Here is a 24,213-nt window from a genome sequence, read left to right as displayed (position 1 = left end):
TTTTCCTTTCAAAATAACAATCCATATCTATCGTATTATAGCATTGAAGGGCGCTTACCTGCAAGAAATAGAAGGACGAACTAAAGAAAACTATTGCTTTTTATATTTTCACATGCTATGATAACAAGGTAACGAATTTGTTAAGGGGGGTGAATTACTTGCCAAATATCAAAGCATCTATTCTTAGTGTAAAATCTGACGCTAAGCGCCATGCAAAGAACGCTGCTGAGAAGTCCCGTGTCCGCACTGCTTCCCGTCGTGTTCTTGACGCTGTTGAGGCTGGAAACGCTGATGAAGCGAAATCCCTCCTTACGGTTGCTTGCAAGACGATCGATCAGGCTGCTGCTAACCATGTTTATCATAAAAATGCTGCATCCCGTAAAAAATCCCGTCTGGCTCGCAAAGTCAACGCACTCGCTAAGTAATTTTCTCAGATGAGATAGAAAAAAGGCCTGCTGTTAAGCAGGTCTTTTTTGTTGTATTCTTTTTTCAGCCGCCTTCACATAAACCCGCTGGATAACGGAAGAGTTCCGATTCCATACCGACTGATCCCCGTCGCTCTTGGGGATGGTTTTCTGCCAGCTTCCATGCCTGCCTCTTCGGATGTAGCTATGAACCTCCCCCACCTTCCGAGACTCTATCAGCTGAGGCGACATGACCAGTCGGACCTTCCCCTTAGGATTGCGAAGTTCCACAGCCACCGTATACGCTTCTCCTGCAGCCAGGGATACCTCCGACGATAACTTCACGGTGCGGTACCCTGCCCATTCCGGCGTATTATCTTCGCCAAAACATCCCTGTTGTACCAAGGCCAAAGTTCCCTGCTTCGGGTCCAGGCTCCCCTGGCGAATGGTGATAGTATATTCCAGCCCATCAGCCAGGGCATAGAAACCTACTGCCTGTAGCCGGCCAGCGTCCTTGGCTTGATAGCCTGCGGCAAAGCCGCTGCCGGACTCCACTTGACGGTACCGCGGGCCACTGCCATTTTCCCAATTCTGCTGCGGCGGCGCCAAGCTATTGGACCGCTCATAGGTATCAATCCAATCGAAGGCAGCAGTATTAAGAGAAGTATCATAAGCCACGTAGTTGCCCAGGGTCTTATCCTCATAGGATAGATAGGCGTAGCCGCCATCTCCCCAGCCTTTTCCCCAACTGTTGCGAATTATCCAGGCACCCTTATGCTTCGGCTTTACCTTAAGCCCCGACTTCGAAAAATCATAGGAATCATCCCAGCCAATGATATTGACCCCATGATTTACCGGCAGGGGCTTGTTCCGATAGTAATCAACAGCCTCCTTTTGCTGCAAAGGCAGGCTGTTGATACCCGCCGCCAAAGCACCGTAAGCCAGCATCATGGACTTCATCCGCGCGATTTCTGCCGGCTGATAAAGCTTCCTGCCGGTACTGGTAAAGACATTGCGAAGGCGAATTCCCGCATCCTCTCCCCAGTCAGCGGGAGCCTTCATATCCTCGGATACACTAGCCCTGGCTTGGCGAAAGCCAATTCCACTGCCAGCTAAAAATTCCGGTGCAAAGAGCGGCCAGCTGCCATGTCCGTAAACGCGGCTGGCCAGCGGCACTGCATAGCTGCCCTTTCGCAGGGGCTTTCCCATAGCACCAGTCAAAATGCCCGGCTGTGCCACCGGCCGGGCATAGGATAACCAGGCCATTTTCCAGGGAGACAAGTGAACCCCCCGACCGTCTACCGAATAGGCAACGCCCTGACGCTGCCAATTTTTATAGACGTTGGATTCCATCGCCGTCGCTGCCGTAAAGGCCCAACAGATATTGGCACTGCCCTGGTTTCCCACTTCGTTCAGCAGGGATTTTCGCCCATCAAAATAGCTGAACCGATCAAAGGGATTGGCCAGCCGCATATCATAAAAGGCCGGCAAAGACTTCGCCGCTGGCGCCTCCTGGGCAAAAACTGCCGTAGGCAGCAGCAGCGGGACAAAAAGGGACACCCAAAATCCTTTTGCCATTTTGCCCATCATCTTACCATACCTCCTGCTGCCAGCCCACTAAATCCTTATCCAATTCATACTGCCGGTCCACCAGGAGTTTGGGATTGCACCGAAGGGCCGCTTTCATGGCTGCCTTGGCGGCCGGCTCAAGCCCCATCTTCGTCAAGATGCGGCTCTGCCGCTGCAGGATACGGGCATGTTTTGACGGATCGCTATCCATAAGCCGAAGAACCTGCTGGCTGTCCCGCAGGGCCTCCGAGTATTGTTCCAATTCGTAATTGGCCACACAGCGGGAAATATACAGATATTCCAGCTGCCTGGGGCTTAGCTTTTGTTTTTTCATGCCCAGGATGGAATCCACCGAATTGACCACTGTCCCATAATAGCCATTTTGAAAGGTGGCATATTTGAGCTGTGCCCCCAGCTTCTGCAGGGCAATCTTTAACCGCCTGGGGTCATCTTCTGCTGTCACCAGTTTCGCTGCCTGGTCATAATCGGCAAAAGCCTGCCGGTAATCGGCCAGCCCCTCATAGTAAAAGTGCGCCCGGCTCTGAAAAATCAACGGATTCTTGTCATCGAGTTTTATCGCCTGTTCATAAGCCAGCCAAGCCCCTTGGCTGTCCCCGGCACAGGCCCGCTCTTCTGCCCGTCCGGTATAGGCCGCCGCATTTTTATCATCCAGCAGAATAGCCTTATCAAAATCGAGCTTTGCCAGTTGGCTTTCCCCTCGCTGCAAATGAACCTTGCCCCGTCTGAGGTAAAAGTCAACGTAAGCAGGATACTGGTCAATGGCCTCATCATAGGCTCGAAGTTGTCTTTCTCCCCGGAGCTTTTCCGCCCGCTGCTGCCACTGGGACACCGTGCGCAGAGGTTCAGCCTGCACCACCTCTAAGGTACTGCCGAAAATCACCAGCACCGCCAATGCTCCCGCACTCCATTTCCCCAGGCGCTTTTTCATAAGGCATCATCTCCTCTGACCCGAAAACTTCCGCTGCACCTGCCCCATGCGAATCTGCAGGCAAACGGCTCCGACCAACACCCCGGCAATAAGGCCAATCCAATACCCATAGGGGCCAACCGCTGTCCAATTGGCCAGCAGCCAGCCGCTGGGAAGGCCGATAATCCAGAAGGACAACACTGCCAGCAAAAACGTCACATGAACGTCCTTGTAACCGCGCAGTGCTCCCTGCAGCGGCGCGTTGATGCTATCCGATACCTGCATGAACACCGCATATACCAAGAAGCCTGTAAGGATTGGCTGGACTTCACGGCTTGACGTATACAAAGCGGCAATTTCGGTCTTGAACTGCGTCAAAAGCAAAGCAAGTGCCCCCACAAAAATCATGGTCAGTACCCGGCTGAGGCGTATGTACTGTTCCGCATCAGCAAAGCGCTTGGCCCCCACTTCGTAGCCAACCAAAATGGTCAGCGTCATGCTGACTGCCAACGGCACCATGTAGACAATGGTGGTAAAATTCATCGCCGCTTGATGGGCGGCCACAATCACCGTACCATAAGCCGTCATAAAAAGGCCCACGGCCCCGAAGATGCTCTGTTCACAAAACATGGTACTACCAATGGGGATTCCAACCCCCAGCTGTTTTTTCCATTCCGACAGCTTAGGCCGCGGAAAATGATGAAAGATACGATAGCTTTTAAAGGGTTCAATATGGGTGACCACCAGCACATTGAGCAGCAAATTCAGCGTAAAGGCAATGGCTGAACCGATGCCGGCACCAATACCGCCAAAGGCCGGAATGCCAAAAAGCCCGTACATAAAGACGTAATTTAAAACAATATTCACCGGCACTGACGTCATGGTGATGCACATGGTAAGCCGCGTATACCCGTGAGCGTCGATAAAATTCCGTAAGACACCTGCCAAAAAGATTGGCACAATACCAAAGGACACCGCCAGCAAATAATGCACTGTGATATAGTGAACCTTCGGCTCCAGATTCAGCAGTGGCAAAATCCGTGGCACCGCCAGCCAGCCTAGGGCTATAAATAAAACAGCCAAGGCCAGGGCCCAATAAAAGCCCTGTTTGACGATAAAACCAATCTTATCCTGCCGGCCGCCGCCATAAAGCTGCGAAATCGTCGGCGTTAAACCGGATATAATGCCCAGAACACTGCCAAAGAAGGGCAGGAACAGATTGACCCCTACCGCCACGCCAGCCAAATCCTGCTGGCTGATATGGCCCGCCATAATCGTATTGAAAAACCCAGTTGCCATAAGTGACAGCTGGGTAATAAAGATAGGCAGCAGCACGGCAAAGAACTGCCGTGCTTTCTGCTGATAACCATAAGTCTGCTTCATTAGTTTTCATCCTTATGCAAGCAACAATTTTTATATTTTTTGCCACTGCCACAGGGGCAGGGCTCATTGCGGCCCACCTTATGACGGCGCACTTCCTCAAAGGGAATCACCTTGCCACGGCCGGCCTTAGCCATGAGTTTTGCCGGCGTATAGCCCTTTAGCGGCCAAAGATGCGTCGAATTATTAAAGGCGATGAGCAGTGGCACGATTGCCTCAGCCTTGCGGTCATCCTTCATCAAGCCAAGCTCATCTAGATATTCGACAGCTTCCTGCATATTTCCTCCATTCTGCAACAGAATGAGGATTTCCCCCACAATATCGGCGGCCTTTAAAACATCGCAGCCGTGTTCCCGCATGAAGAACTGTGCCAGGGCCTTATAAGCATCCGTAGCATCGATATAGCCTTCCGTGCCTGCTTCGTAAACCCGGTTATAGGACAACGGCGCAAAATCCAGATTCCCATGCTCCCGCTGTTCGTCCTCCAGCTTATTCTCATCGATAAGCGTATAATATTTTGCCCCCTGGGGTAACGCCACCAGGGTATTGGTCCAACAGGACGCATTGAGCATGACACCGACAAAATCCATAAAGGAAACCTGCTCGGCCTGAGCTGCATCCAGATAGCTAATGACCTTATCATAGAGCTGTTCGTAATTCATATACCCGTAAAAGAACAGGCAGCCAGAGGCCAGCCGGGTGACCTCGGTGTTGAGCTCTGCCAGGCTACGGAATGTTCCCGAATCCAGCTTTTTAAACTCGGCCTGGATTTCCTTTGGCATATACCAGGCCAGCTTATCCTCTTTGACGCCGCAGGACACCAAACCGAGTCCCCGCAGATAATCGAGGCGAACATCATCGTCGCGGAACTCCATAGTCAGGCCATCATGCTTGAGCAAGTGCTGGAAGCACTCGTATTCCTCCTCGAGAATCGAGGGGAACCAGCGCTGGGAGAATTTAACAATTTCCACCGACAAGCGCGCGGCAAGGTCTGCCTTTTTGAGGGAACTTGCCCCGGTGATATTGAGATTGTAGCGGATATCATCCAGCTCGGCTTTCGTCATTGCCTCCAACATATCCAGCAGTTCCAATTTCTTCGGCAGCTTGTGGCGATAGAGCGCCTTCTTACGTGCCTCCATATCCGCCGCTGCCATCTGCTCCAGCGTCTCGTTGTTCTGTTCGATTTCCGTCTTATTCTCTTCCATTATAAAAGGTTGAATCCTCACTTTCTTATCTATCATCCAAAGAAATCCGCAATGCCATCGGCAATACCCTGCGCGGCTTTCTTGATACCCGCTTCACTGTTCATCAGACGTTCCTCTGACGGATTGGAGATAAAGGCAACCTCCACCAGCGTTGCCGGCATATCCGTATGCTTCACAACGTAAAAATTACTGCTCTGGGTCCCACGGCTCTGGGTTCCCAGCTGATCAATGACTCCGGAACGGATTTTATCGGCCAACTCCCGGGAACGCTTAGACCCCAGGGAATAATAATAACCGGTTGTTCCCTTCGCCGCACCATTGGTGAAAGAATCCATGTGAATCGAAACAAAGATATCCGAACCATTCTGGTTGGGGATATCACAGCGGGCCTGCAGCTCCTCAATGTCGCTGGCATCAGCCCCCTTAGAAGAAACCTCCGTATCCGTCTCACGAGTCATATAGACCGTGGCTCCTTCGGCCACCAGCAGTCGTTTGAGTTCCTGGGCCACCCGCAGCGTAACACTCTTCTCCATTACTCCCGTCGGTCCAATGGCACCGGAATCACTTCCGCCATGGCCTGGGTCAATGGTAATCTTTCTGCCCCGCAGCCCCGTAATACCAGCCAGTTCACCATCCACATCATCCTTTGGCTTGGATTCCGGTTTCTGAGCCGGTTTCGGCGTCGGCTTAGCCGTCGGTTTCGTGGTGGGCTTAGTTGACGGTGCCGGTGTCGGTTTACTCTTAGGCAAGTCAATCTTTGCCCCCGAGTTATCCCCGCTCAGGTCACCAATATCCAGCACCACGCGGCCGGCTACCGGTCCCCCTTTTAGGGAAAACACCTTGTGATTCTGTTTGCCCACCTTGCTCTCCACCACAATCCGCACTGTCTGGGGATTGAACTGAGCCACCCGGGCCTTCCCCACAAAGCGGCTGTTCACCCCATACTCTTTCTTGAGCTTTGGCGAAAGCCAAGCATTGGGAATATCTACCACCAGGCGGTCTGGCTCCCCTAGGGACATCGCCTTGTATGTTACTTCTTTATTGGCATCGATTACGATGCGCGTCTTATTTGCTTCTGTACTGACTCGAACGCCAGTTACCTCAGCCATGCCGCTTACCCGCTGCCCAAAATTCGTATCAGCTGCGAAAGCCGGCAGGGTGAAAAGCATCATATATAATGTGACAAGAATCAAACGAATTATTCTCTGTCTCATCGAATCCCTCCCTACAGGCACATATACTTTATTATCATATGTCTCCTCTAAAAAATCAAGAAACTTATGTACGAAAAAGGCCTTCCTAGGGAAGGCCTAATAATCCTGTAAAGAGAATCCAATAGATTAGAGCATATTATTAAGGAATGCTTTGGTACGTTCCTCCTTGGGATGTGCGAAAAAGGCTTCCGGTTCCCCCTGCTCGACAATATTGCCCCCCGCCATGAAGATAACCTGGCTGGCAGCCTCCCGGGCAAAGGCCATCTCGTGGGTAACCACCACCATGGTCATATGCTCTTCGGCAAGTTCCCGCATCGTCTTGAGCACTTCGCCGGTAAGCTCTGGGTCAAGGGCCGACGTCGGTTCATCAAACAGCATGATATCCGGCTTCATACAAAGGGCTCGGGCAATGGCCACGCGCTGCTGCTGACCGCCGGAAAGCTGGGACGGATAGTAATCAGCCCGGTCTAAGAGGCCCACCTTCGCCAAAAGTTCCCTGGCATAAGGTTCAATCTCCTGGCGTTTAAGGCCCTTCACGTGAATCGGTGCCTCCAAGAGATTTTCCATAACCGTCATATGGTGGAAAAGATTGAACTGCTGGAATACCATGCCCATGCAACCAAGGAGCTTGCGCTCTTTCGCGTTTTCGGCATACTCGGCTTCACCATTTTCCTTGGTGACCGCCAAAAACTCGCCCTCAATCTCAATAGATCCGCTGTTAATCGTCTCCAGCTTGTTGATGCAACGCAAAAGGGTACTCTTGCCGGACCCGGAAGGGCCGATGATTGCCAGCACTTCTCCCCGGCGTACCTCCAGGTCAATTCCCTTCAGAACTTCAAGTGCACCGAAGGATTTATGGATATCATGCATCCGCAGCATGACGTCGCCTTTAGTTGTCGTATTTGCCATAATATGCCTCCAGTTTCTTGAAGCCCCACGTCAATACAAAAGTCATCGCCAGATAGAACACCGCTGCAATCAAAAAAGGCGTCATATCAAATTCCCGCTGAACGATGGTACGGGCCACCCGCAGCAAATCGTTCATCGCCAAAATATAGACCAGCGACGTATCCTTTACCAGATTGATGGTCTCGTTGCTGACCGGCGGCAAAACCATGCGAAACACCTGTGGCAGGATAATACGGCGCATAGTTTGCGGGTAACTCATGCCCAAGGTCTTAGCAGCCTCATACTGTCCCTTCGGTACCGATTGGATGCCGGCCCGGAAGATTTCCGCAAAATACGCAGCATAGTTAAGGGTAAAGGCCAAGAGGGCGGCGGCGATATCCGGCAGTCGGATTCCCACCATAGGCAGAGCAAAATAAACGAACAGCAGCTGCAGCATGAGGGGCGTACCGCGCATGAGCCAAATATAGAACTCCACCAGCCGCGACAACGGTTTCAGGGCGGACAAGCGCCCCAACGCTGCCAACATGCCCAGTGGCAAAGCAATAACCAAGGTAACAAAGAAAATTTCCAGCGTGATTTCTGACCCTTCCAGCATCAACAGGAAGGTATCCAGCAGCTTATCCATCCAACAATCTCCTTTAGTGTAGCAAAGCGTTAATATGCTAATTATACACGAAACCACCGCTGCTGTAAAGCAAAGAGGCAGGCCCATGGACCTGCCTCCTATACACATACTTTATTTTTTCGTAATATCCTTGCCGAACCATTTCTCCGAAATCTTGGCAATGGTGCCATCGGCTTTCATCTCATTGAGAACCTTCTGGACTTCATCGCGAAGCTGCTGATTGTCCTTGCGGAAAGCAATACCAAATTCGCTGACCTCACCCACGACCGCATCAACGGCTTCGATGGAATCGGCATGTTTGCTCATGTAGTAGCGACCCGTAATCTCATCGCCAACTACCGCATCAATCCGGCCATTTTCCAAATCCATGAAGGCCGAGACATAATCGGAATACTTCTTAACCTCTTTGACGTCCTTCTTGAAGAAGTCCGATTTATCCATGTACTCTTCGGCAGTGCCAGCACTCTGAGTACCAACCACCTTACCAGCTAGGCTCTTCTCGTCGCTGATGCCCGTTGTGCCCTTCTTCACGAAGATAATCTGACGGTTATCCATATACGGGTCGGAGAACAGCATATTCTCCTTGCGTTTTTCGGTGATATCGAGGCCATTCCAAAGAATGTCTACGCGACCGCTCTTGAGCTCCGCTTCTTTGCTGGACCAATCGATAGCCTTGAACTCCACTTCACGGCCCAAGCGCTTGGAAGCTTCTTTCGCCAGATCAATATCAAAACCAACGATTTCATTGTTTTCATCTTTGAAGCCCATCGGCGGGAAGTTATCATCAAGTCCCACTACGATTTTTTTGCCATCCGAAGAACCGCCCTCCTTGACTTTATCGCTGCCGCAGCCACTGACAAGCGCAGCCGTCATTACCGCCGCCATGCCGAAGGCCAAAAGTTTTCTCCATTTCATAAGGAACCGCCCCTTTTCTTTTTATTTCTTTATCTAGTTAAAGGATTAACACGATGCTATTATACTGTAACTCTGTAAACAATGTCAAGCACTATTTTTTTACCGAAATCATATTATTTTGCGCAAATGGCAGGTTTTTTCCGGTGAAAGGCGAATAGTATAGTATACAATACGGATTTCCGTAGTCTAAGGAGGGGATTAGTTTGCGAGCTGTTTCCGTAGAGGATTTAAAACCTGGAATGATTCTCGCCCGCACCATCGTCAATCCGGACATGGTCGTGGTTTTATCTGAAGATACATTATTAACCAAAGCCCATATTACCCGTTTGACTTTTTTGAATATCCCGGTGGTTTATGTCAAGGATGAGTATGAACTCAGCCAAAACTATCAGACCGTTTCCACCATATTCAACCGGGGCAATGCCTTCGTCAAAGAATACGAAGGTGTCGTACAGGAAGCCCGCTCCATCTTTGCGGAAACCGGGGCCACTGGTACCATTCCGGTGGAGAAGACCGAAAACCTGATGAAAAGCGATATCGCCCCGATGGCATCCAACAGCGGTACCATCGACTATCTTTATGAGTTGAATCACCTGGCCAGCGATATCTACAACCATTCGCTACGCGTTTCCATTCTGTCCGGCGTCATCGCGAAGTGGATGCATTTTGACCGGGCGAAGCGCCGTGATATCATGCTGGCTGGCTTCCTCCATGACATCGGCAAAACGAAATTTCCGCAGCGCCTGCTGGATAAAAATGTCAACAACCTTCAGGGAGAAGACTATGAAGCCTATATCAAGCATACGGTGGACGGCCATCATATCTTAAATGCCCAACCCGGTCTTTCCGACGGCGTAAAGCTTGCTGCCATGCAGCACCATGAGCGGATGGATGGCACTGGCTTCCCCTTCAACTGCATGGGGGCTGACATTCACGAATACGCCCGCATCATCATGATTGCCGATATCTACGACAACATCACCACGGAACGAGAAGGCTACGTAAAACAGACTCCATTCTCGGCTATCGCCCAGATTACGGAAAACATGTTTACGTCCCTGGATCCCACGGTCTGCGTTCCGGTGCTCACCCATATCAAAGACGCCTTCCTGGGCTCGCGGGTTACACTGAACAATGGCGAAAAGGGTACCATTGCGGCCTATCCCAATGACTTTGCCGCCCATCCCGTCGTGAGCATTTCTCCCGATGAAATCATCAACCTCAACGAACATCCGGAGCTCACGATTACGGAATACAATCCCAAATAACAAAAGGAAATTTTGGCATAACAAGGCCCCGCATAAGCTGGACATCTTAATCCAAGCTTATGCGGGGCTTTTTCATGCCCGCTGACAAAATCAGCGCTCGTATTTTTCACAAAGGCGTTTTAAATCCTCCGCCTCAATCATCAGCGAGTAATCCGCTTTCAACCGCCATTTCCAATTCAGCCCTACCGTTCCCGGCGTATTCATCCGGCTTCGCTCATCCAAATGCAGAATATCCTGCATGGGAACAACTGCCAGACGAGCATTGGATGCATAAGCAAAGGCAATGAGTCCGGCGGCCACATCCTGAGGCCGGTCAGCTTTGGCATGCAGCAGTCCTGCCACTGCTGCCTGTACGGATTCATCAATATCCTGATTGTACCAGCCAACCGTTGTATTGTTGTCATGGGTTCCCGTGTAGACAATGCTGTTCTCCGGAACCACGCACCCCAGCCGTCCTTGCTCATTGAAGTGCAGGCAGAAATGAAGCACCTTCATCCCAGGGAACCCGCAGGCATCGCGAAGCTGTTCCACCTCATCGGTGATGATGCCCAAATCCTCAGCGACAATGCGGAATTTGTCGCCAAATTCCCGGCGAAGCTCGTCAAAAAATGGCTTCCCTGGCCCCTTGACCCAGCGGCCATTGGTGGCAGTTGACGCCTTTCCATCCACTTCCCAAAAGGACTCAAATCCACGGAAATGATCGATGCGGACGATATCCACCATCTCGAACAGCTTATGAAAGCGTTTTTTCCACCAACTGTAATTATCCGCCTTCATCGCCTGCCAATCGTACTGGGGATTACCCCAAAGCTGCCCCGTTGCACTGAAGTAATCTGGCGGAACACCAGCCACTGTATTGGCCGTGCCATCTTCCTGAAGGTCGAAAAGCTTCTGATTCGCCCAGACATCGGCGCTGTCACCAGCCAGGAATATCGGCATATCCCCCATAATCTGAATGCCCTGGGATTTCGCATAGTCATGAAGCCGCCGCCACTGCATGGCGAATAAATATTGCTCGAACTTCACCATGCCAATGGAATCGGCCAAACGTTTTCGCAGATCTGCCAGCGCTTTGGGGTCACGACTCCGGATTGGTTCCGGCCACTTGCTCCACTCCTTGCCCTTAAATTCCCGCTTAGCAGCCTGGAACAAGGAAAAATCCTCCAGCCAATCGGCTTCCTGCCGACAAAATTCCTGATACTCCTGATTTTTGTCCATCGTATGCTGGAATTTCGTCCAGGCCTTTTTGAAGCATTTCCGCTTGAAGTGCTGAACCCATTCAAAATCGATAAAGGAGGAATTGCTAACGTAGGGGACTCTAGCCTCGGCTGCCGTCAGCCAATTCTTCTCAATCAATTCATTCAAATCAATCAACAAAGGATTCCCAGCAAAGGCCGAACTCGACTGATAGGGGGAGTAACCCACGTTATCCACTGGCCCCAGGGGAAGAATTTGCCAGACCTTTTGCCCGGCTGCCTTGAGGAAATCCACGAATTTGTAGGCTTCTTTGCCCAAATCGCCAATACCGTATTTCGACGGCAGCGAGGTGGGATGAAGCAAAATACCCGCCTGCCGCTCATACTCCCGCGGTGCCCGTTTGTGCTGAAGCAGCACACCGGTCAGCGGTTCAAGCCGTAGTTCCACCCTTCCCCGGGTAACTTCATACACATTGCCACTGCCCGTTACATCGACAAAATGGCCTTCGGCAAAATCGCTGACATCCATCTCCAAAGTATGGGTTTCGGTACGGCTCCGATTAAAGGCCGCCAGGAAGGATTCGTCTTTTTCTTCCTTGCCGAACACATCCCTACCACCGCGAATTACCCGGGCATAGGCAATACAATCCCCTTCTGCTAAAATTGGCAGCAGAACACCAGTCTGCAACGCTGGATGCTCCTTACGCAGGCCAATGATTTTCTCATACCACCGTTTCAAATACGGGTCGCCCTTCCCCCAAGGATAGGGACGGCGATTGTATGGGTCTTTGAATCCCTGCATACCGACTTCATCCCCGTAATAAATACAGGGAACTCCTGGATAAGTCATCTGCCACAGGGATGCCATCATCAACCGCTCTACACCAAGATTATACTGGTCCTTATCCAGCTTGGAACGCGACTGCTCCACTGCAGGCATACCATCATAGTAAGCAGCCTCTCCCAGAATGGTTATGGCACGCTGAACATCATGGCTGCCGATGAGATTCATCATGGCATAGAAATTTTCCTTGGGATAATTCTCCCGCAGGCTTTCAAAACGCCGCATCGCCTGCCGCCCGTCGTTTCGATACAACAGGAAATCAAACAGGATATCCCGGAAGGGATAGTTCATGGCCGAATCCATTTCCTGACCGCAAAGGTATTCCCTCGGCGTTCCATAAGCAATCTTATGAGAGGCATCCTCCCATACCTCACCAATCATAACGGCTTCGGGATTGGCCTTTTTCAACTCAGCAAAAAAAGCCTGAGAAAAGGGCTCTGGCAGTTCATCGATGACATCGAGGCGCCAGCCGGCAATCCCCTCCTTCATCCAATGGTGCAGCACGCTGTCCGCATCGTAGATGATAAAATCCATATAAGACGGGGTAGTTTCATTGACATTGGGCAGGGTATTGAAATTCCACCAACTGTCATACTCATAGGGGAAATTGCGGAAGCTGTACCATTCATAATAGGGAGACTCCTTGGACTGGAAGGCCCCTACCGTATCATAGGCGCCAGCCCGGTTAAAATAGCGACTGTTGCTGCCCGTATGGCTGAACACACCGTCAAGGATTATGCGTATCCCCTGCTCCTTGGCCGCCTGGACCAGTTCACGAAAGTCCTCTTTTGTTCCGAGGATCGGGTCGATTTTATGGTAATCCCCCGTATCGTAATGATGATTGCTTTCCGATTCAAATACCGGATTGAAATAGAGGACCGAAATTCCCAGTTTCTTCAAGTAACCGAGTTTTTCCTTAATTCCCTGCAGATTGCCGCCAAAAAAATCATAGGCAACAATCTCTTTCGTATCCGGGTCTTTGTAGTAACAAGGATCATCAGACCAATCGGCATGATATACGGCTCCTTTTTTGGGGATAATCTGCTCCCCTTTCCGATAGAAGCGGTCTGGGAAGATTTGATACATCACGCTGTGCTTGAACCAGTCCGGGGTTTTGGCCCCCTTATTGTATACCGTAATCTGGAAGGAGGGCGGTACATGATCATATACTTCCCCCAGGCCGCCGAGCTGTTCCGGATTGTTTCCATAATAGCAAGTGCCGTCCGCAGTCGTGATGATGAAATAATACCAAAGCAAACAGCCTTTTTCCGGCAAATCCAAGGTAATCGAGTAGAACTTCTCCTCACTGGAAAAGTCATCCTTGGTGGTAAGCGTAAAGAGTTTCTCACCAAACCGGTCATGCCAACCCCGCATGAGCACACTCTGGATAGACTGGCACGTCCGCAAACGAATACCGAGTTTTATTTTAGAACCAGCCTCCGCTGCTCCAATCTGGGAACGAAAATAGACATTTCGGGAATTATGCTCAACCTCATTTCTTCCCAGCATAACATCCCCTCCTTTTCTCGTTTTTCTTGCATAAAAGGCGGCAATTTCATTGCCGCCCTATCCTGCTTTTTATTCCTCTAACAGTTTATGGTACAGCTCCTTGTATTCCCTAGCAGAATTTGTCCAGCTGTAATCCGTATTCATCGCATTTGCCACAATATGCTGCCACTCTTCGAAATTCTCGTAGGCGCTAAGCGCACGCTTCAACGCATACATCATTTCATGGGCATTGTAATCTCCGAAGACAAAGCCATTGCCTTCATTGGTGTATTTATCATACTGCTGAACCGTATCCTTGAGACCGCCAGTCTCGCGAACCACGGGGACAGCACCATAGCGCAAGGCAATCAGCTGACCGATACCACAAGGCTCATAATCCGACGGCATCAGGAAAATGTCAGCTGCTGCATACATGCGCTGAGCCAATTCATTGGAGAACTTGATATTGGCCGAAACCTTATTGGGGAAACGCCACTCAAGCCCTTTGAACCACTCTTCATATTCTCTATCGCCAGTTCCAAGCATAACGAACTGAATATCCTCATGCTGCAAGATTTCATCCATCATGCGAACAATAAGGTCGAGACCTTTCGCAGAAACGAGCCGCGAAACCAGTGCCACCATCGGCGTGCGGCGGTTATTCGGAAGCCCCAGTAAATTCTGCAATTCCGTTTTATTATCAGCCTTACGATCGCGGCTGTCGATATCATAGGTCTCAAACAGATTCGCATCCGTAGACGGATTGTAGACATTGTAATCCAAACCATTTACAATGCCAAACAGCGTATCCTGACGGCTGCGGAGCAGGCCATCTAAGTGCTCACCAAAGTATTCATACTGAATTTCCTGGGCATAAGTCTTGCTGACTGTAGAGATATAATCCGCATAGATAATACCGCCCTTCATGAAATTGACGGCATCATAAAATTCCAAATCTCCATTGTTGAAATACTTCCAGTCAATCCCTAAGACATCGCTCATAACCTCTTTGGGGAACACGCCCTGATACTTGAGATTGTGAATCGTATAAAGCGTGCGAATATCGCGATAGCGTTCATCATCCATATGCTCGAGTTTCAGCAGGACATTGACGAGCCCTGCATGCCAGTCGTTGGTATGAATGACATCCGGCCAAAAATCCATGACCGGCAGCAAATTCAAGACAGCACGACAAAAGAAGGAAAAGCGTTCTGCATCATCGTCATAACCATAGAAACCTTCACGGCCGAAGTATTCCTGATTATCGACGAAGTAATAAGTAATCCCGTCCTTTTCGTATTTATCCAGACCCACATATTTTTTGCGCCAAGCTACATCCAATTCGCCATCATAGACGTGCTCCATAGCGTTGGTATACTTCGGGTCAATCTTGCCAAATTTCGGCATGATGACACGGATATCTACATTCTCCTCTTTCAGTGCCTGAGGAAGAGAACCTGCTACATCAGCCAAGCCTCCCGTTTTGGCAAAAGGCACTACTTCCGATGCTACATAAAGAACTTTCATACCCATATCCTCCTTATTTATCGCCGGCGGCAACTGCTTTTTTCTTCACCGTTTTTTTACGGGCTGCCGTCGTAACAGCAGCAGATTTTTTCGTTGCCTTCTTAGGGGTAGTTGCTTTCTTATCGGCAGCAGCTTCCGATTCTTTTTTTGCTGCTGTCGTTTTTTTCGTGGCCGCTTTCTTGGTGACTGCTTTCGTGGCTGTCTTAGCGGTAGAAGCTTTCTTAGCCACCGCCTTCTTGGGCTTTTCTTCCTTTGGCTTTTCTACTTTTGCTGTCGTCACTTTAGCTGTGGTCTTGCGAGTCGTTTTCTTGGCCGCAGTTTTTTTGGCAGTTTCCGTCTTTTCTGCTTCCGTCTTTTTCGGACGGCCGCGGCGCTTAGCCGGAGCCTTTACTTCAGCGGCTTCTGCCTTATCGGCAGATTCTTTTTCCTCATGGCCTCTGGCATCTACTTCCGCCGAAGCCTCAGGAAAAGACGTGCCTGCACCAGTTTGACCATTTAAACGCAAATAGATGGTTGCCAGTGGCGGAATAGTAAGCGTAATGGACTGCTCCCGATTATGCCAGGGAATATCCACTGAAGCGATTTCATTTGCATTCTTGACGCCACTGCCGCCAAAGGCCTCATCATCCGAATTGAATACCTCCACATAATTTCCCTTGGAGGGCACGCCAATCCGGTAATTATGACGAACTTCCGGCGTGAAGTTGCAGATGGCAATGATGAAATCGTTGCTATCGTCTGCCTTGCGGATAAAGGATACAATGCTGTTCTCATTATCGTTGCAGTCAATCCACTGGAAGCCATTCCAATCGAAATCCACCTGCCAAAAGGCCTTATGGTCACAATAGAATTTATTGAGCGCCTTGGAATATTCCTTCATCTTTGTATGCATCTCATACTGTTCCACCAGATGCCAATCCAAGCTGTCATCGTAATTCCACTCGATAAACTGCCCGAACTCGCCCCCCATGAACAACAGCTTCTTGCCCGGATGAGCCATCCAATAACCAAAGAACGAACGCAAACCTGCAAATTTCTGCCAATAATCTCCAGGCATCTTGCTGATAAGCGAACACTTGCCGTGAACCACTTCATCATGGGACAGTGGCAATACAAAGTTTTCCGAGAACGCATACATGAACGAGAACGTGACCTTATCGTGATTCCATTTGCGATAGATGGGGTCTAAGCTCATATATTTGAGCATATCGTTCATCCAACCCATGTTCCACTTGTAGTTGAAGCCCATACCGCCCATATAGACCGGTTTGGAAATCAACGGCCAGGCCGTAGACTCCTCGGCAATCATCAACGCCTGGGGATGATACTGGAAGATAGCCTCATTGAGCTTCTTCAAAAAATCCATGGCTTCCAGATTGCCCGTGTCACCATATTTATTGGGCTGCCACTCACCGTCTTTGCGCCCATAATTGAGGTAGAGCATATTGGCAACTGCATCAATGCGCAATCCATCAATGTGAAATTCTTCAAACCAGAATATGGCATTAGAAATCAGGAAACTCTGGACCTCCGTACGGCCGTAATCGAAATTCGTGGTTCCCCACTCCCAATTTTCGGCACGAGTCTCATTATCCGACTCATAGAGGGTCTGCCCATCGAAATGACGGAGTCCCTGCTCATCCTTGCAGAAATGCCCCGGTACCCAGTCCATGATAACACCGATGCCATTTGCATGGGCCCGATCAACCAGATAACGGAAATCATCCGGCGTTCCATAGCGGCTGGTAACCGCATAATACCCCGTTGCTTGATAGCCCCACGAACCATCAAAAGGATGTTCGCAAAGCGGCATAAACTCAATATGAGTATAGTTCATGTCCCGAACGTAGTCAATTAACTGGTCAGCCAGTTCGCGATACGACAAATATTCCCCATCGGCATTGCGGCGCCAGGATCCGGCATGAACCTCATAGGTAAGCATCGGACGCTCATAAGAGGATTCCCGGCGTTTCTGCTCAGCCCAAGCATTATCCTTCCATTCATAATGGCTCATGTCATAGACCCGCGAGGCCGTATTCGGTTTCTTTTCCGCATAGAATCCATAGGGATCCGCCTTTAAGATACGAGGCCCCCCCCACTGCGGTTCAATCGCATATTTGTAAAGCGCCCCCTCCGGGATGTTTTCCAAAAAGACCGACCAAATCTCCCCATCGTCCAAACGAGTCATCGGATTTACCCGGTCATCCCAGTTGTTAAAGTCACCAACAACCGTGATGGATTTCGCATGCGGTGCCCAAACCGCAAACCGTACGCCCTTCTTGCCATTTTCTTCCACGAAATGAGCGCCGAGCATCTCATAGGCATGATAATTGGTTCCCTGATGGAATAAATATCGGTCAAATTCACTAAGATCTGATGTTTTCAAATTAATCCCCCTCTGTTATATCCATTGATAGGCAGGCGAATCCCCACTCGCCTGCCATCAATAATCCGGCTTGTTACGGAATCATGACAGGTTTTACCTGCCAGATTTCATTTGCATACTCGTCGATGGTACGGTCAGACGAGAAGCAGCCGGAATTGGCAATATTCATCGCTGATGATTTAAGCCAATGGAACCGGTCCTGATACCGCTTCATGATTTCCACATGAGCCGCAGCATAGGCATTGAAGTCCTTCAGGATAAAGAACTCATCATTGGCATGGACAAGGTATTCATAGAGCGAACGGAAGTCCCCATATGTCCCATCCGTCAGCTGATTCACAACGATGCGAACGTTCTCGTTGGTGTTGTACTCATCCCAAGCGGAATAAGTTCCCGTTGCGTAATAATTCAATACCTCTTCCGCCCGCAGGCCAAAGATGACACAGTGTTCATCGCCGCCTACTGCCTCACGGATTTCCACATTGGCCCCATCCAAGGTTCCCAAGGTAATGGCACCATTCATCATGAATTTCATATTGCCAGTACCCGAAGCTTCCTTCGAGGCGGTGGAAATCTGCTCACTGACATCGGCTGCCGGATAGACGATCTCACCAATCGATACGCCAAAGTTTTCAATAAAGACAATCTTGATTTTCCCCTTGATGGACTTATCGTTGTTGACCTTATCTGCCACAGCCAAGATCAGGCGAATCGTCTCTTTAGCGATATAGTATCCTGGTGCTGCCTTACCGCCAAAAATATACGTAGTCGGCAGCATATCAAAATTCTTATCCGTCTTGAGCTTATGATACTGGTACATGATATGCATGATATTCATAAGCTGACGTTTATAGGAATGGATGCGTTTTACCTGAATATCGAAAATCGAATCCGGGTTGACCTCGATGCCATTGTGTTCCTTAATGTATTTTGCCAGCGCCTCCTTGCGGAGATGTTTGATTTTGCCCAATTCTGCCAAGAACGGTTTGTCCTCTACGTAGTCATTGAGCAAATCCAACTGTTCGGGATGCCGATGCCAACGGCGGCTACCAATAGTCGCATCAATGAGGTCGGCCAGTTCTGGATTAGCCCCCATAAGCCAGCGGCGATGCGTGATTCCATTCGTTTTATTGTTGAACATCTTCGGATTGTACTCATAGAAATCGCGAAGCGTTGTATCCTTCAAAATATCCGAATGAATTTTGGCGACACCATTGACGCTGTGACCGCCTACGATGGAAAGTCTTGCCATATGGACCAAGCCATCCTGAATGATGGACAGGGCATGAACCTTACCTTCGTTGCGCGGATAGCGAGCCCGTACTTCCAAAAGATGACGGCGGTTGATTTCGTCGATAATCATGTAGATGCGCGGCAAAAGCTCCCGGAACATATCCACAGGCCACGTTTCCAAAGCCTCTGGCATAATCGTGTGGTTGGTATAGGCAATGGTATTTTTAGTGATAGCCCATGCCTCATTCCACTCGAAGCCTTCCTCATCCACCAGGATGCGCATAAGCTCTGCCACCGCAACTGCCGGATGGGTATCGTTAATATGGATAGCAATCTTCTGCGCAAAGTCATGAAGGTTCATGCCCGTCTTCTTGAAGTGACGGACAATACTCTGCACGCCAGCAGAAGTCATGAAGTATTCCTGTATCAAACGCATGCGGCGGCCTTCATAGGTGCTGTCATCCGGATACAGGTAACGCGTAATGCTTTCCACAAACAGGCGATATTCATTTTTCTGCCGCATCTGTTCCTGCGTCAACATGCCATAATCCGAGAAATCCCGGTTGACCTCTGCATTCCAGAGGCGCAGCGTATTGACCGTATTGTTGTGATACCCTACAATTGGCACATCATACGGGACTGCCATAACGGTCCGCGCATGTTCGTGAACCAGCTTGAGGCTGCCATCTGGCATTTCCTTCATGTAGGCGTTACCGCCAAACTTAACGTCTACAGCCTTATCTGGCTTGCGGTATTCCCAGGCAAAACCATTTTTCAGCCAATTATCCGGAATCTCAACCTGGTTGCCATTGATGATTTTTTGTTCAAACAAACCATACTGATAGCGGATGCTGCAGCCATGACCAGGCAGACGATGCGCTGCCATCGAATCGATAAAGCAAGCAGCCAGGCGGCCTAAGCCACCATTGCCAAGGCCTGCATCCGGCTCTTCTTCGAATACCTCAGAAAGTTTCAAGTCAAAGCCTTCCAAGACTTCGCGAACAGCTTCTTCAATGCCGAGATTGATCAAATTGGACTTCAGCAATCGTCCCATCAAAAATTCAATGGAGAAATAATAGACCTGTTTCTCCTCACGCTCTCCATAAGTGCGATTCGTCTTAATCCAGTTATCGGAAATGTACTGCTTGGCAGTTGCTGCCACAGTCTGATAGATTTCATTTTCCGTCAATTCATTGAGGTCACGGCCCCACATGATATGAGCGGTGTTCACGAAACGAACTTTAAGACCTTCTTTGAGTTTTTCAAATTCCTTACTCTTTGGTCCCTTCTGTTTTTTTTCTTTCTTTTCTCTTGCCAAATAAAACACTCCCCTTTGGCCTTGAGCCACGAAACCCTTGAGTTTTTATAACAAGAACAGCCGTTGTCCGATCCCACTGCCCGTTATAAGCAATGGTACCTCGTTACAACGGCTGACTTTGCCTATCAAATTACGACATTCTTGGTAACAATCAGCGGATAGTTAGCAGCTCCCTTGAGCCACTTCTCCTTGGAAATGATGACATTCTTATCACAGATGACATTTTCCAGCAGCGAACCTTCTTGGATGTCGCACTTCTGCATAATGATGGAATTCTTGATTTTGACCCCTTCAGCTACCTTGACTCCGCGGAACAGGATGCTGTTCTCCACTTCTCCACGGACAATGCAGCCATTGGCAATCAGTGAATTATTGACCTTGGCAGTTTCCTTATACTGGACCGGCACTTCATCCTTTACCTTCGTGTAAATGGGATGCTGCCCCATAAAGAGCTCCTCCCATACCTCTGGCTGCAGGATATCCATGTTGGCCTTGTAGTATGCTGCCGTAGAATCCACGTGTGCTACATAACCATCATGTTCAAAGCCGTAGATGTTATACTCTGCGGCGCGGCGGATAATACCATCAATCAGGAAGTCCTGTCCGCCATGCTCATAGGTATAGCGAATCATCTCAACAAAGATGCGCTTCTCCATGAGATAGACGTTCGTAGAAACCTGCGTCCCGTCATAAACAGCTGGTTTCTCCGCAATATCCGTAACCAGACCATTCTCAGCGGTTTCGATAACGACATTCTTGCCATGAGCTTCCTCGCTTGCCGTATTGTAAACCACCGTGATATCGGCATTCGTATTCTGGTGGAAGCGCAACAACTGGCTAAAATCCACATTATAGACGAAACTGCCGCTGGTCAGAAGGACGTAGCGCTGGGAACTGTGTTCGAAGAAATCCAGATTATGATAGAAATTCTTCAAATCCCCCTTGCGGTTCATATCTTCCTGCTGTGGGGCGGGAAGATAAAACAAGCCATCATGGCGGCGGGCCAAATCCCAATCCTTACCAGAACGCAGATGGTCCAGTACGGAACGCGGTTTATCCGGCAGCATGACTCCGACATTTGAAATGCCGGAATTCACCATGCTGGACAAGGTAAAGTCAATGAGCCGGTAACGGCCGGCAAATGGAATCGACTCTACGGCACGGCGCGCCGTCAGGTCGCGAATCAAGCTATTATCTTCCTGAAGATTGATAATCCCCATTACTGTTTTCAATTTTATTCACTCCGATCCAACTATGACTAGGTTGCTGTTTATATGCTGCGACTCAGCCAGCCTGTTTGCTGCCTGCCTCACTCTCTACTGTCTCGCCTTCTGCTACGACAGTAATGGCACCTTTCTCACCAGCTACCTTCGCACCTTCTGCGATTTCACAGTTCTGAGCGATAATTGCATAGTCGACAACGGCATTTTCCCGAATGACCGTTGAAGGCATAACGACCGAATTCGTAATCTTCGCGCCTTTCCCGATGCGCACGCCCGGGAAGATGACGGAATTTTCGACTTCGCCTAAAACCATGGAGCCTTCACTTACCATGGAATTCTTGATTTTGGCATCTGGACCGACAAAATGCGGTGGCATAGACGGATTGGAGGAATAAATCTTCCAATCTCCGTTGAGCTCGAAGGGCGGAACGTCCTGCAGAAGGTCCATGTTCGCCTGCCAAAGGCTTTCAATCGTTCCGACATCTTTCCAATAGCCATCGAATGCGTAGGAATAGAGACGTGCTTTATCTGCCAGCATCTTGGGAATGATGTTTTTGCCGAAGTCATGGCTGCTGGTCTCATCTTTTGCATCATCCTCGAGGTATTTCTTGAGGAAGTTCTTGTTGAAGATGTAGATTCCCATCGAGGCCAGATTGCTCTTCGGATTTGCCGGTTTCTCCTCAAATTCTTCGATACGGCCGTCTTTGTCCGTGTTCATGATACCAAAGCGTGGAGCTTCATCCCAAGGGACTTCAATTACGCCGATTGTTGCCTCGGCCTTGTTCATCTTATGAGCATCGAGCATCCAAGAGTAATCCATCGTATAAATGTGGTCCCCGGAAAGGATCAGGACATAGTCCGGATTTGCCAGGTCAATGAAATTGAGGTTCTGATAGATGGCATCTGCCGTTCCGCGATACCATTCTGCCCCCTTTTCCCTCGCATACGGCGGCAGGATAAATACGCCTCCATCTTTCTTGTCCAGGTCCCAGGCACTTCCCGATGCTAAGTAATTATGCAGTTCCAGCGGACGGTACTGCGTCAGCACACCGACTTTCTCAATGCCCGAATTCGCACAGTTGCTCAGCGGGAAATCAATAATGCGGTATTTACCCCCAAACGGTACGGCCGGCTTGGCGATTTTTTTCGTCAACGCCCCCAAACGGCTTCCCTGGCCACCAGCCAGGATCATTGCTAAGCATTCTGTCTTTCTCATAAAAAATCCCCCTTGGATGTTGTGGAAAAGTCGGTCTCCCCTATTTTGACCGCTTTTCGAATATATATCTATAAAAACAGACCTAGTCTGTTAATATACACAAGCCGTATGCAAAACAAGACTCCCACGCATCTTATTTCCTGCACCGTTATCTCCCGTCAGATAGCGGCTGATCTCCACATCAAGGGTCCTTCCGGGCCACCGTCTATCCTCTTGAAAAAATTCTTATACAATGAAATTCGATAAAGTTTTCGATTATCCTGCTTAACAATAAAAAAAAATAATATTTTTATATATTTTTTTATAAAGACCAATTATTATAATTATAAATAAAAAGACGTTTTTATGAAGTCCTCTTCATAAAAACGTCCAAGCCAGCGCACCGATAAAAGTCGCCAGGCTAAACCCCTTAATCACATTGCATATTACCTGCCCGCGCGGCCCATAAACCTTCAGAACAATCGGTTGCAGTTCATAGACCAGAAAGGAAACGCAGACAAAAATCAGCGGCGCATCGTCGTTGACCCACTCATAACACAGGATGACCATGGCCAAAACAATGGCCAGTACCTCGCCCCGGGCATAGCCAGGCGGTTTTGGATGCAGTGCCTCATCATGCTCGGCACGGCTGATCGGTACACCAAACGCATCAACTCGTTCTTCTTCCTTGGCGAACCAGCGATATCGCATAATTATACCTCCCCGTGCATTTTACAAGCATGCTGCATTATATACCAGATTATCCAACATACGATAAAGAATATCCCCTGGGCAGTCCGTGGAATTATACTCGCGGTGCCCCTTGATATGGCTGCGGTTTATGGGGAACCCATAATAGCGGCTCAAGGCCCGCAGCAGTTTGGCCGCTGACTCCATCTGCGCCGAAGTAGGATGCGCTTCCATAAAGTTTCCCACAATATTGACACCAACGGTGTGCCAATTCTGCTGGTAGCAATGGGCCCCCAGCATATTCATGGGACGGCCGCGCTCAATGGTTCCATCTTTCCGAATCAGGAAGTGGTAGCCAATACCAGCCCAACCATTGTTCTTGTGCCACTCATGAACCTCTTCCGCTGAAACATCGCGGTTGGTGCCACCGATGTGATGGATGACAACCCCATCGGTGGTGGTGCGCGCCTGCAAGGAACTAAACTGCAGATAGGTTTCGCGAATGGAAACCCCGGGAAGGTCGTTACCTGCTCCCCAGGCAGCCTCAACCGCCTTATGGTGCATAAGTCCCGGTGCCAGTGCCAAGCCCGCGCCCATACATATAGTATTTTTCAAAAAATCTCTGCGATTCATATTATCAACCTTACTTCTCTACAATGACGAATTCTATTGTATCCTCTCTTTCTGAAAATCATC

18 protein-coding genes are annotated in these 24,213 nt (G+C 49.5%); 2 read left to right on the top strand and 16 right to left on the bottom strand.

The annotated features are described in order from the left end of the window. The first annotated feature begins 158 nt into the window (after positions 1–158). Positions 159–425: a 30S ribosomal protein S20 gene (gene rpsT / locus BLQ36_RS04850; protein WP_033170139.1), complete on the top strand. Its 267-nt coding sequence runs from the start codon at positions 159–161 to the stop codon at positions 423–425. A gap of 33 nt (positions 426–458) precedes the next feature. On the opposite strand, the gene BLQ36_RS04845 is transcribed toward rpsT, so the two are convergent. The 8 genes from BLQ36_RS04845 to BLQ36_RS04810 form a co-directional block, all read right to left on the bottom strand. Next, a complete protein-coding gene (locus BLQ36_RS04845; RefSeq protein ID WP_074514275.1) occupies positions 459–1,994 on the bottom strand; it encodes a C1 family peptidase in 1,536 nt (511 codons plus the stop codon). 1 nt (position 1,995) lies between these two features. Next, on the bottom strand, positions 1,996–2,922 hold the full coding sequence (locus BLQ36_RS04840) for a tetratricopeptide repeat protein (protein ID WP_074514274.1): 927 nt from the start codon (positions 2,920–2,922) through the stop codon (positions 1,996–1,998). A 6-nt stretch (positions 2,923–2,928) separates the two neighbouring features. Beyond that, positions 2,929–4,284 carry an MATE family efflux transporter gene (locus tag BLQ36_RS04835; protein WP_074514272.1) on the bottom strand — a complete coding sequence of 452 codons (1,356 nt, stop codon included), beginning with the start codon at positions 4,282–4,284 and terminating at the stop codon, positions 2,929–2,931. Further along, positions 4,284–5,486: a YecA family protein gene (locus BLQ36_RS04830; protein ID WP_074514270.1), complete on the bottom strand. Its 1,203-nt coding sequence runs from the start codon at positions 5,484–5,486 to the stop codon at positions 4,284–4,286. The genes BLQ36_RS04835 and BLQ36_RS04830 overlap by 1 nt, the downstream gene beginning before the upstream one ends. 32 nt (positions 5,487–5,518) lie before the next feature. Continuing rightward, complete coding sequence (locus BLQ36_RS04825; protein WP_074514268.1) at positions 5,519–6,700, bottom strand: N-acetylmuramoyl-L-alanine amidase; 1,182 nt, start codon at positions 6,698–6,700, stop codon at positions 5,519–5,521. A 126-nt stretch (positions 6,701–6,826) separates the two neighbouring features. After that, a complete protein-coding gene (locus tag BLQ36_RS04820) occupies positions 6,827–7,609 on the bottom strand; it encodes an amino acid ABC transporter ATP-binding protein (RefSeq protein WP_074514267.1) in 783 nt (260 codons plus the stop codon). Continuing rightward, complete coding sequence (locus BLQ36_RS04815) at positions 7,590–8,234, bottom strand: amino acid ABC transporter permease (protein ID WP_074514265.1); 645 nt, start codon at positions 8,232–8,234, stop codon at positions 7,590–7,592. The genes BLQ36_RS04820 and BLQ36_RS04815 overlap by 20 nt, the downstream gene beginning before the upstream one ends. A gap of 111 nt (positions 8,235–8,345) precedes the next feature. After that, a complete protein-coding gene (locus tag BLQ36_RS04810; RefSeq protein WP_074514263.1) occupies positions 8,346–9,149 on the bottom strand; it encodes an amino acid ABC transporter substrate-binding protein in 804 nt (267 codons plus the stop codon). 203 nt (positions 9,150–9,352) lie between these two features. Here BLQ36_RS04810 and BLQ36_RS04805 point away from each other — a divergent pair, with 203 nt between their 5' ends. Beyond that, on the top strand, positions 9,353–10,417 hold the full coding sequence (locus BLQ36_RS04805) for an HD-GYP domain-containing protein (protein WP_318260912.1): 1,065 nt from the start codon (positions 9,353–9,355) through the stop codon (positions 10,415–10,417). A 90-nt stretch (positions 10,418–10,507) separates the two neighbouring features. Here the strand turns inward: BLQ36_RS04805 and malQ are convergent, their stop codons facing one another. From malQ to BLQ36_RS04765, 8 genes are all read right to left on the bottom strand, one after another. After that, positions 10,508–13,966: a 4-alpha-glucanotransferase gene (malQ, locus tag BLQ36_RS04800; protein WP_074514262.1), complete on the bottom strand. Its 3,459-nt coding sequence runs from the start codon at positions 13,964–13,966 to the stop codon at positions 10,508–10,510. A gap of 69 nt (positions 13,967–14,035) precedes the next feature. Beyond that, positions 14,036–15,472, bottom strand: coding sequence for a glycogen synthase GlgA (gene glgA, locus BLQ36_RS04795; protein ID WP_074514260.1), 1,437 nt, complete (start codon positions 15,470–15,472; stop codon positions 14,036–14,038). A 13-nt stretch (positions 15,473–15,485) separates the two neighbouring features. After that, positions 15,486–17,858, bottom strand: coding sequence for a 1,4-alpha-glucan branching protein GlgB (glgB, locus tag BLQ36_RS04790; RefSeq protein ID WP_074514259.1), 2,373 nt, complete (start codon positions 17,856–17,858; stop codon positions 15,486–15,488). Positions 17,859–17,931: 73 nt separating this feature from the next. Beyond that, a complete protein-coding gene (locus BLQ36_RS04785) occupies positions 17,932–20,418 on the bottom strand; it encodes a glycogen/starch/alpha-glucan phosphorylase (RefSeq protein WP_143558673.1) in 2,487 nt (828 codons plus the stop codon). A gap of 116 nt (positions 20,419–20,534) precedes the next feature. Then, positions 20,535–21,641: a glucose-1-phosphate adenylyltransferase subunit GlgD gene (gene glgD, locus BLQ36_RS04780; RefSeq protein WP_074514257.1), complete on the bottom strand. Its 1,107-nt coding sequence runs from the start codon at positions 21,639–21,641 to the stop codon at positions 20,535–20,537. 52 nt (positions 21,642–21,693) lie between these two features. Next, positions 21,694–22,848, bottom strand: coding sequence for a glucose-1-phosphate adenylyltransferase (locus tag BLQ36_RS04775; RefSeq protein ID WP_074514256.1), 1,155 nt, complete (start codon positions 22,846–22,848; stop codon positions 21,694–21,696). 357 nt (positions 22,849–23,205) lie between these two features. Then, entirely contained in the window at positions 23,206–23,538 is a 333-nt protein-coding gene (locus tag BLQ36_RS04770) for a hypothetical protein (protein ID WP_074514254.1), read from the bottom strand. A 21-nt stretch (positions 23,539–23,559) separates the two neighbouring features. After that, positions 23,560–24,150 (bottom strand): peptidoglycan recognition family protein, encoded by a 591-nt coding sequence (locus tag BLQ36_RS04765; RefSeq protein ID WP_074514253.1) that lies wholly within the window; start codon positions 24,148–24,150, stop codon positions 23,560–23,562. Positions 24,151–24,213: the final 63 nt, after the last annotated feature.

This window comes from Selenomonas sp. WCT3, from assembly GCA_900100835.1.
In the GTDB taxonomy this organism is placed as follows: Bacteria; Bacillota; Negativicutes; order Selenomonadales; family Selenomonadaceae; genus Selenomonas_A; species Selenomonas_A ruminantium_E.
Note: the sequence above shows the minus strand (reverse complement) of the source record. Positions and strands in the feature narration are given on the sequence as shown.